General features: G+C 36.9%; 8 protein-coding genes. 4 read left to right on the forward strand and 4 right to left on the reverse strand.

Going from position 1 to position 5,409, the window contains the following annotated elements:
• Window positions 1-70: 70 nt before the first annotated feature.
• A complete protein-coding gene (yidD, locus tag ACR65M_RS26320) occupies window positions 71-304 on the reverse strand; it encodes a membrane protein insertion efficiency factor YidD (RefSeq protein ID WP_440274883.1) in 234 nt (77 codons plus the stop codon).
• 340 nt (window positions 305-644) lie between these two features.
• On the opposite strand from yidD, the gene ACR65M_RS26325 reads away from it, so the two are divergent.
• Window positions 645-1,118 carry an S-ribosylhomocysteine lyase gene (locus tag ACR65M_RS26325; protein ID WP_121447336.1) on the forward strand — a complete coding sequence of 158 codons (474 nt, stop codon included), beginning with the start codon at window positions 645-647 and terminating at the stop codon, window positions 1,116-1,118.
• 31 nt (window positions 1,119-1,149) lie between these two features.
• Here the strand turns inward: ACR65M_RS26325 and ACR65M_RS26330 are convergent, their stop codons facing one another.
• Window positions 1,150-2,613, reverse strand: a complete 1,464-nt coding sequence (locus ACR65M_RS26330; RefSeq protein ID WP_440274884.1) for an amidase family protein — start codon at window positions 2,611-2,613, stop codon at window positions 1,150-1,152.
• Window positions 2,603-2,767, reverse strand: coding sequence for a YtzI protein (gene ytzI / locus ACR65M_RS26335; protein WP_121447338.1), 165 nt, complete (start codon window positions 2,765-2,767; stop codon window positions 2,603-2,605). The genes ACR65M_RS26330 and ytzI overlap by 11 nt, the downstream gene beginning before the upstream one ends.
• Before the next feature lie 163 nt (window positions 2,768-2,930).
• Here ytzI and ACR65M_RS26340 point away from each other — a divergent pair, with 163 nt between their 5' ends.
• Window positions 2,931-3,371 (forward strand): Dps family protein, encoded by a 441-nt coding sequence (locus ACR65M_RS26340; RefSeq protein ID WP_341330573.1) that lies wholly within the window; start codon window positions 2,931-2,933, stop codon window positions 3,369-3,371.
• Window positions 3,372-3,443: 72 nt separating this feature from the next.
• Window positions 3,444-4,460, forward strand: coding sequence for a low-specificity L-threonine aldolase (gene ltaE, locus ACR65M_RS26345; protein ID WP_440274885.1), 1,017 nt, complete (start codon window positions 3,444-3,446; stop codon window positions 4,458-4,460).
• Between the two features lie 37 nt (window positions 4,461-4,497).
• Here the strand turns inward: ltaE and ACR65M_RS26350 are convergent, their stop codons facing one another.
• The gene (locus tag ACR65M_RS26350) at window positions 4,498-4,758 is read right to left on the reverse strand and encodes a DUF6154 family protein (protein ID WP_099351906.1); all 261 of its coding nucleotides are present in this window, start codon (window positions 4,756-4,758) and stop codon (window positions 4,498-4,500) included.
• Between the two features lie 177 nt (window positions 4,759-4,935).
• Between ACR65M_RS26350 and ACR65M_RS26355 the strand changes: the two genes are divergently transcribed.
• Window positions 4,936-5,274: a hydrolase gene (locus ACR65M_RS26355; protein ID WP_207899910.1), complete on the forward strand. Its 339-nt coding sequence runs from the start codon at window positions 4,936-4,938 to the stop codon at window positions 5,272-5,274.
• The last annotated feature ends 135 nt before the right edge of the window (window positions 5,275-5,409 follow it).

Genomic DNA, 5,409 nt, shown 5'->3' on the forward strand with positions numbered 1-5,409 from the left:
AAATTAATGAAAAAGTGTTAAATTTAATATGGATAGGTGTTTTATATATGTCTCATTTGGCTAGGTCAGTTCAATGCTTACCTTCCTTTTTTTCGGGTACAAAGTCAATCCCGCCTGGGTGGAGTGGATGACATTTTAATATACGTTTTATGGTCAGCCAGCCACCTTTAAATGCACCAAAGCGTTTAATGGCTTCAAGTCCATATTGAGAACAAGTCGGATAAAAGCGACAAGTTGGTGGTTTTAATGGGGATATAAATTTTTGATAGAAACGAATTACACCTATAAATATCGCTTGAAGCAATTTTTTCTACTTCCCTTACTTGGTTTAAGTAACTTATACTATACTATAGGTAGTGGATAAAAGCATCTTTAAAGGTTGTCCAAAAAAGTTACGTGTATATGACACATCGAATTTTTTCCAATTCAAATTAAATAGATGAAAAAAATCGGAAATAGCGTTATGATAGATATAAATGCAGGTACAAAAAGAAGAGTAAAGGACTGAGATGTTCAAGGCGGCGAAGTTTTGAGTACCGCAGCGTATGAAGTTGATACGTGAGGAACAGATAAACATGCCTAAGAAATGTCATTTTCGGTCGACTTTTTGTAATCCTCTAAAAGATATTTAGGGAGTGAAGAGAATGCCATCAGTAGAAAGCTTTGAACTAGATCATTGTGCAGTTAAAGCTCCGTATGTAAGACATTGTGGTGTACACAAGGTAGGTACAGATGGAGTTGTAAATAAGTTTGATATTCGTTTTTGTCAGCCAAATAAACAGGCTATGAAGCCAGACGTTATTCATACACTTGAACATCTATTAGCATTTAACCTTCGTGAGCATTGTGAGAAATATGATCACTTTGATATTATTGATATCTCTCCTATGGGGTGTCAAACAGGTTATTATTTAGTTGTGAGTGGGGAACCAACAGTTTCTGAAATTATTGACCTGTTAGAAGCAACAATGCAAAGTGCTGTAGAAATTACAGAAATCCCTGCAGCAAATGAAACTCAATGTGGTCAAGCGAAGCTTCATGACTTAGAAGGGGCAAAGCGCCTCATGCGTTTTTGGCTAACACAATCAAAAGAAGACCTTCAAAAGGTATTCGGATAATAAAAAGACCTCAGCCACTTTGGCTGAGGTTTTATAGTTTTGGTGGAATCCGATGTTTGGTTTCTTGTTCGTATGCATATGCCAATTTTATCAGTGTTGCTTCCGAAAAGGCAGTTCCTGTGAAGGTGATTCCAACTGGTTCTCCTTCGGGTGTATATCCCGCAGGTACTGTTATTGATGGATAACCAGCTTTAGCAGGTATACTTGCTCCAATATTATTAGGGAATACAATTGCATCTAATTGATGCTCATTTAAAACAAAATCAATTCCATTTTCCGTTGAATGATAATGATCATTTTCAAGTGCATCAAGGTATTCTTTTTCTGTTAACGTGCCACTCGTTTTTTCTGCCTCTTCCAAAATAATCTGACCGTACTTTAACATTTTATCTTCATTATCCTTGTTGAATGCAATCAAGTCAGATAAATTTCGAACTTTTACGGAAGGCTCTAAGTTTCGTAAATAAGCATTTAGGTCAACCTTAAATTCATAGGTTAATACATCATAGCTCCACTTGTTTTTGGAAGAAGGAATTTTTACATCCTCAATAACAGTTGCCCCAAGTTCTTCGAGTACCTTTACGGCATTATCCAATACTGCTCGTTTTTCCACGCTAAGGTAGTCAAAATAAACCTCCCTAGCAATTCCAATTCGTGCACCTTTTAGCCCATCCACATCTAAAAATTGGGTAAAATCGGTAGAGGTTAATGTTTTGCCTGTGTAAGTGATTGGGTCACGCTCATCTACTCCTACCATTGCGGTTAATAGGTAAGCAGCATCCTTTACTGTACGTGCCATTGGTCCTGCAGTATCTTGTGTATGAGCAATTGGAATAATTCCTGCGCGGCTTATTAATCCTAAGGTTGGCTTTATGCCGACAAGTGAGTTTTGACTTGAAGGACTTAAAATGGAGCCTGATGTTTCAGTACCAACTGCAACAACTGCAAAATTTGCGGCAATGGCTGAGCCAGAACCAGCGCTTGAGCCTCCAACATCAAATTTACCAGGTCCATATGGATTTAATGTTTGCCCACCTCGGGAGCTATATCCACTAGGCATCCCTTCTGTCATGAAATTCGCCCATTCAGTCATATTAGTTTTGCCTAAAATAATGGCGCCGGCTTCTCTTAAGAGATACGCAACATATGAATCTTCTGAGGCACATGAGTCAGCTAAAGCGAGTGAGCCAGCAGATGTGTGCATCTTATCGTTCGTATCTAGATTATCTTTTAGTAATACTGGTATTCCGTGAAGCGATCCGCGTGGTCCAATTTCTTTACGCTCCGTATCCAGAGCCATTGCGATTTGCATAGCATCTGGATTTAATTCTATGATGGAACGCAGTGATGAGTCATAGTTTGCAATTCTATGTAAATACATAAGTACCAATTGTTTGGCCGTTAATTCTTCTTTTTCAAACTTTTCTTGGATGGAATCAATTGTTGCCTCAATTAACCAATTATTTGAAAGTTCTTGAAGAAGTTTATTTTCCATCAGAATTCTCCTTATTTTCAGGTTGGTTTAAATATGGATTATCCTCTAAATCATCTACTGTATGTTTGTACTTATATGCTTTGGATGTCGTACTAACTGCTAAAAACAAGACTACAAAAACAATAATGATTGAAATAATTAATACTGTAAACATAGCAACCTCCTCTTATTCTCCTTTATTTTAACATGAAAAATGATAGAAGATATTGATATTCCAATTAAATTGAAAAAGTATGAAATTTGTCAAGAAACAAAACCAAAATTTATGTTTCACAGTGTTATAAAGGGGGTATGTTAACAATAAGGAGGAGATATAAATGTCAACACAATTAGTGGAAATGGTAAATAAGCAAGTTGCAAACTGGAGTGTGCTTTACATTAAGCTACATAATTATCATTGGTATGTGAAAGGTTCTAATTTCTTCACCCTTCATGAAAAATTTGAGGAATTGTACAATGAGTCCGCAGTTCATATTGATGAGTTAGCTGAGAGATTATTGGCAATTGGTGGACAACCTGTTGCTACAATGAAAGAGATTCTAGAATTGTCTTCCATTCAGGAAGCAAATGGTAATGAAAATGCCGATGAAATGGTTTCTACTATCTCAAATGATTTTTCTATATTAACGGGAGAATTAAAGGAAGGTATGAAAGTAGCTGGTGATGTGGATGATGAAACTACAGGGGATATGCTCCTTGCAATTCACCAATCACTTGAAAAGCATATTTGGATGCTACAATCCTTTTTAGGAAAATAAAAAATAGTTTGCCCTTCTTTCTTGTAGAAAGAAGGGTTTTGTTATACTTTTTTAGTAGGGGAGGAGAGAAATATGATCGATTTACGAAGTGATACAGTCACAAAGCCAACAGCCGAAATGAGAAAAGCAGCTTATGAAGCTGAGGTTGGAGATGATGTCTATCAAGAAGATCCAACAGTAAGAGAGTTAGAACAAACAGCAGCTGATATGCTTGGGAAGGAAGCGGCATTATTTGTGACGAGTGGAACTCAAGGCAATCAAATTGCTGTGCTAACTCATACACGAAAAGGGAATGAAATCATCGTTGAACAAGATTCTCATATTTTTAATTACGAAGGTGCTGCGATATCTGCGTTTGCTGGAGTACAGCCCCGCACAATTAAAGGGGATAGAGGCGCAATGGACCCTAGAGAAGTAGAGTCTGCTATTCAAGAGGATGATGTCCATAACCCTGAAACCGGCTTGATTTGTATTGAAAATACACATAATCGAGCGGGTGGTGCAGTCATCCCGCTTGATAATATGGCAGCGATTCATCATGTTGCATCTGCAAATCATATACCTGTTCATTTGGATGGTGCCCGTCTATTCAATGCAGCGGTAGCATTGGGACGACCTGTAAAGGACATTGCGCAATATACGGATACTGTTCAATTTTGTTTATCAAAAGGATTAGGTGCTCCGGTAGGTTCTATCATCGCTGGAAGCGAGGAGTTTATTAAGCAAGCAAGGAAGTGGAGAAAGCGTCTTGGTGGAGGTTTAAGACAGGTTGGGATTATTGCGGCCCCAGGACTTGTTGCACTACGTACGATGGTTGACCGTCTTGCAATCGATCATGAACATGCAAAATTTCTTGCAGAAGGACTAGGGAATACAAAGGGGATCGAAGTCGTAAATCAGATTGACACCAATATCATTTTAGTGGATGTGAGTGAAAGAGGCTTAACCTCTAGTCAATTTGTCGCTTTATTAAAAGAACATGGTGTATTGGTTTCAACATTTGGACCTAAACTTGTCCGATTCGTCACTCATTATGATGTTAATAAAGAGTCTATTGGGGACGCATTAAGGATCGTAAGTAAATTATAATACTGATTTAGGAAGGATTGTCAGAGCGACAATCCTTTTAATGTATATCTCTCAACTCATTAATCGTCATCATTTTTGATTGACCAATTCCATCACGTGCCATTTTTGCTTTAAGGTTTTCTATCATGTAGAAACCAACTAAGTTTCGCAATTCTTGATCAGTTAAATCTCTTAAAAGATCTATCAGATCTTCACGTTCAAATTGTTCAAGCACGGAAAAAGCAATGATGTCCGCATCTTCTTCATCACCTGTTAATTTATCTCTATATAGTTCATAAATTTCGTCAATTATTTTCATAAGTGTTTTCCCCTTTGCATGCTTATTTCACATGTTTTCTTGGAAATTAGTATATGGGGGAATGTCTTAAAAGATACTAATTTTAATGAAATTTAGGCAAAGGCCATAATGAATGTTGAATATTTTTTACACGAGAGGAAAAAGCTAAAATAACGTAAATCACTGTTAGGAGTGACCATAGTGGAACAACAGTCAAAGAAAACCTATTATATTGCTGTAGGGAGTGGGGAAATATCTCAAGTAAAGTCTGGGTCTTCTTGGGAGTATAAAATTGAAGCAACGGACGAGGAAATTCATCAACTGCGAAAGCTTTTTGATTCGAATTATGCAAACGAAGTAGAAGGATTTTTACGTGCACATGTTCCTTTTGTGGAATATCATAATGATTCATCGAATGATAAGTACGACTCAAATATGCTTCAGGTTTTTCAGATGATTTATCGACTTGGAGACCAGGAAGCAAAAGATTTCATACAATCACAAGGCATACTTGATGTTTTAGGTAATATTGATTAAGCCACTTCTACATGAAGCGGCTTGTTTTTATGTTATCATAATAATAAAAACAACGATATTTGAACTGACCTAGCCAAATGAGACATATATAAAACACCTATCCATATTAAATTTAACACTTTTTCATTAATTTGA

The sequence above is a fragment of the Ferdinandcohnia sp. SAFN-114 genome, from assembly GCF_059415045.1.